The following is a 4,009-nucleotide window of genomic DNA, read 5'->3' on the forward strand; positions in this document are numbered from 1 at the left end:
TGCCGGCGGGCAACTGCGCGCGCAGCAGGTCCGCGGACCCGTCGGACGATCCGGTGTCCACCCCGACGTGGGCATCGGCGGGTCTCGTCTGGCGGGCCAGGGCGGCCAGGGTTTCGGGCAGGCAGGAAGCGCCGTCGTGGGCTACCACGACGGCGGTGACGCGAACTTGCTGCTGAATTAGAGCGCTCTTTTCCGTAGCCGGCGGCGCTCGCGCTCCGACAGGCCTCCCCAAATGCCGAAACGCTCGTCATTGGCCAGCGCATACTCCAGGCACTGCGAGCGCACCGTGCACGCCCCGCACACCTTCTTCGCGTCGCGGGTGGATCCGCCCTTCTCGGGGAAGAACGCTTCCGGGTCCGTTTGGGCGCACAGGGCATCGGCCTGCCAGCCGAGTTCCCCCTCGTCCTCATAGCCGGCGCCGAAGCCCGGCAGCCCGATCCACTGCGGTTTCGGCGCCGGGTCGGCCTCGGCCGGTTCCCGGAGCAGGCGCGGAGCAGCCAGCTCCAGCACCTCGGCCCCGGGTCCCTCGGCCAACGCTTCGTGCGCGGCGAGGAAGGCGGTGGCCGCGTCCTCGAGTGTCTGTTGGCTGGATTCGCGGAAGCGTTCTGCCGCCGTCGGATCTGCCGGATCCACATACCAGTCTGCCGGTACGCCGCGCGATCCGTGCGGTGCCGAAGCCTGCGCTTCGAGCTCCCGCCGGTGCGCACTACGTTCTGCCTGCCCCATCAGCCCTCCCGGAGTTCCTGTACCAGCATGGTGCTAGATTCATGTGCAGCGCTGGATCTCAGCGCCGGACACAAGCATGCTGTTACACGTTTAATAACTAATTACATGGGTGTAATACGTTCAAGTCAAGCGCCGGCGGAAATCTTAGAGACCCGGCAGCGAAATCCGCGTACGCCACGCGAGGGCCCGCCCCCGTGATGTACGTCACAAACACCGCGCGCATGCCCCAGCCGGCCTCCGGCTGGGCCACGAACCCGACCTTAAGGAGCACCGTGAGCACCCCCGCCACGATCAACGACCTGTTGGCCCGGCTGCGCCCGGGCTCGTCCCCCTGCCTGGTCTGGTACGGCCCGGAGGGCGAACGCATCGAGCTGTCCGGGCGCGTGCTGGACAACTGGGTGGCCAAGACGGCGAACCTGCTGGCCGAGGAACTGGACGCCGCCGAGGGTACGAGCGTGGGTCTTCTGATGGAGCCGCACTGGCGGTCGTTGGTCTGGGCGCTGGCCGCATGGCAGGCCGGTGCCACCGTCCGGCTGGGCGAGGGCGCCCGGACCGCCGATGTGGTGGTGGCGGCGGATCCGGCCCTCTTGGTGCGCGACGGCGGCGGACACCAGGTCCTGGTCGCCCTGGGCGCGCTCCAGTTGCGCTGGCCCGGGGAACTGCCCGACGGCGTCCTCGATTACGCGGCCGAGGTCCGGTCCTACGCGGACGACTACCTGGGAATCGATTCCCTGGCGGCAAACGGCTTGGCCCTGGAGTACGACGGCGGGGCACTCACCTTCGCCCGGCTTCTGGACCGGCCGACGGCCGCCGGGAACCTGCTGGTGCCGGCGCAAACCCCCTGGCCGGACGTGCTTCGCGAAGCCCTGGCAACCTGGCAGGGCGGCGGCACGGTCGTGCTGGTGCACCCGGAGGTAGGGGTGACCCAACGGTTGCTGGACAGCGAACGGGTCACCGTACAACTGTGAACCTTCGATCCGGCCCAGGCCCCGCCTAACCGCGCGCCGTGCCCGATGCCTGGGGGCCGTCGACCTCCGGCGCGGCGTCCGCGGGAGACTGGTCGGCATGCTCCTGGGGGTGGCGCTCGAAGATCTTGCGGTCCTCGGCAAACTCCGGCTCGGCGTCCAGCTCAACGTTGAACACCAGGAACCGGTAGGCGAAGAAGCGCATCACGGTAGCCAGCACCGTGCCGACGATGCCCGCGAACAGCAGCATGGTCCGGTCCGTCACCTCCAGCGGGTAGCGGGCTATCCAGACGCAGCCGGCGGAGACCACCATGCCGATGACGTTGATGACGATGAACAGCACCAGTTCGCGCAACACGTTCGCCTGGCGGCGATGTCGGAACGTCCAATAGCGGTTGGCTACCCAGGAGAACAGTGTCGCCACGGAGGCGGACACGAACCGCGCCTTCACCACGCTGTCGTCCATGGGCCCGTTGATCAGCCACCAGTACACGCCGTTGTCCACGATGAAGGCGATCCCGCCGACCGTGCCGAACTTCGCCACTTCCCGCCAAAAAAGGGAAACAATGGCGCGCAGGCGCTCGGAAATAGTTCGGTTCATGATCGAAGGTGGATCCCTTTCGCTCGGATGCCGGAGCAGAGCCGGCCGACGCACTATTGTATTGCGCCAGTCTGGGCGTTACCTAGGACGTCCCCGCCGCGCGACGCCCAATGCGGCTCGTCCGGAGCCTGTTCGGTACCCTGACTAGGTGAGTTTTCCCGTGATCGGCGTAGTGGGCGGCGGCCAGCTTGCCCGAATGATGGCACCCTGTGCGGTAGAGCTCGGCTTTGAACTGCGTGTTCTGGCCGAGGCCGCCGATGTTTCCGCGGTCCCCGCCGTGGCCACGGCCCCGGTGGGCGACTACCGAGACCTGGAGGCACTGCGGGGGTTCGCGAAGGGTCTGGACGTGATGACCTTCGATCACGAGCACGTCCCTACCGAACATCTGCAGGCCCTGATTGCCGAAGGCGTCAACGTGCAGCCGCATCCCGACGCACTGATCCATGCGCAGGACAAGCTGGTCATGCGCGCGGTGGTGGACAGGCTGGGGCTGCCAAACCCGGTGTGGGCGTCCGTCTCGGGCGTCGACGAGCTGGTTGCCTTCGGCGGCAGGATTGGCTGGCCGGTGGTGCTGAAGACACCGCGGGGAGGTTACGACGGCAAGGGAGTGCGGATCATCCGCGACACGGACGCCGCCCTCGAGGCGGCCGACTGGTTCACCGGCGGCGCGCTGCTGGTCGAAGAAAAAGTCGAGTTCAGCCGGGAGCTCTCGGCGCTGGTAGCCAGGTCTCCCTCCGGCGAAGCACGCGCCTGGCCGGTGGTGCACACCATTCAGGTGGACGGCGTCTGTGACGAAGTGATCGCGCCGGCACAGGACCTGCCGGCGGACGTCGCCGAGGCGGCCCAGCAGGCGGCGCTCCGGCTGTCCGACGAGCTGGGCGTCACCGGCGTGATGGCCGCCGAGTTGTTCGCCACCCCGGGACGCGGAGCAGGCTTCGTGATCAACGAACTGGCCATGCGTCCGCACAACACCGGCCACTGGACCCAGGACGGATCGGTCACCAGCCAGTTCGAGCAGCACCTGCGGGCCATCCTGGATTTGCCGCTGGGCGATACGTCCCTGCTCGGCGGCGCCGTCGTCATGAAGAACTACCTGGGCGGCGCAAATACGGACCTGTTCTCGGCCTACCCGCGCGCGCTGGCCGCCGAACCGTCGGTCAAGCTGCATGGCTACGGCAAGTCCGTCCGTCCCGGCCGGAAGATCGGCCACGTCAATGTGGTGGGCCGCGACGCGTCCCAGGTGGAGGAGTTGCGCCGGCGCGCGGACCGCGTCGCGGCGATTGTCCGCGACGGCGTGGACCCCCAGGAAGGCAAACCATGAGCAACAAGCCGATAGTCGGCGTGGTGATGGGCTCGGATTCCGACTGGCCCGTCATGGAGGCCGCCGCCCGGGCGCTGGAGGAATTCGGCGTCCCCTACGAGGCCGACGTCGTCTCCGCGCACCGCATGCCCGAGGACATGATCGGTTATGGCCGCGACGCGCACTCCCGGGGACTGCGGATCATTATCGCCGGCGCCGGCGGCGCCGCGCACCTGCCCGGCATGCTCGCCTCCGTCACCCCGCTGCCGGTGATCGGGGTGCCGGTGCCCCTGAAGTACCTGGACGGCATGGACTCCCTGCTCTCCATCGTGCAGATGCCCGCCGGCGTGCCGGTGGCCACCGTGTCCATCGGCGGAGCCCGCAACGCCGGGCTGCTGGCCGTGCGGATGCTGGCAG

6 protein-coding genes are annotated in these 4,009 nt (G+C 68.5%); 4 read left to right on the top strand and 2 right to left on the bottom strand.

What is annotated here, in order from left to right:
* The coding region (locus AC5RV2_RS15460; protein WP_494093067.1) for a hypothetical protein at positions 1 to 181 on the top strand (181 nt) is incomplete at its 5' end.
* On the opposite strand, the gene AC5RV2_RS15465 is transcribed toward AC5RV2_RS15460, so the two are convergent.
* On the bottom strand, positions 178 to 726 hold the full coding sequence (locus AC5RV2_RS15465) for a WhiB family transcriptional regulator (RefSeq protein ID WP_494093068.1): 549 nt from the start codon (positions 724 to 726) through the stop codon (positions 178 to 180). The two genes, AC5RV2_RS15460 and AC5RV2_RS15465, sit on opposite strands and share 4 nt — an antisense overlap.
* Before the next feature lie 272 nt (positions 727 to 998).
* Here AC5RV2_RS15465 and AC5RV2_RS15470 point away from each other — a divergent pair, with 272 nt between their 5' ends.
* Entirely contained in the window at positions 999 to 1,694 is a 696-nt protein-coding gene (locus tag AC5RV2_RS15470; protein WP_494093069.1) for a TIGR03089 family protein, read from the top strand.
* Between the two features lie 25 nt (positions 1,695 to 1,719).
* On the opposite strand, the gene AC5RV2_RS15475 is transcribed toward AC5RV2_RS15470, so the two are convergent.
* Positions 1,720 to 2,292: a GtrA family protein gene (locus tag AC5RV2_RS15475; RefSeq protein WP_494093070.1), complete on the bottom strand. Its 573-nt coding sequence runs from the start codon at positions 2,290 to 2,292 to the stop codon at positions 1,720 to 1,722.
* 196 nt (positions 2,293 to 2,488) lie between these two features.
* Between AC5RV2_RS15475 and AC5RV2_RS15480 the strand changes: the two genes are divergently transcribed.
* Complete coding sequence (locus tag AC5RV2_RS15480; protein WP_494093072.1) at positions 2,489 to 3,613, top strand: 5-(carboxyamino)imidazole ribonucleotide synthase; 1,125 nt, start codon at positions 2,489 to 2,491, stop codon at positions 3,611 to 3,613.
* The coding region (gene purE / locus AC5RV2_RS15485) for a 5-(carboxyamino)imidazole ribonucleotide mutase (RefSeq protein WP_494093071.1) at positions 3,610 to 4,009 on the top strand (400 nt) is incomplete at its 3' end. The genes AC5RV2_RS15480 and purE, both read left to right, overlap by 4 nt.

Source organism: Arthrobacter sp. Y3225116 (genome assembly GCF_059091245.1).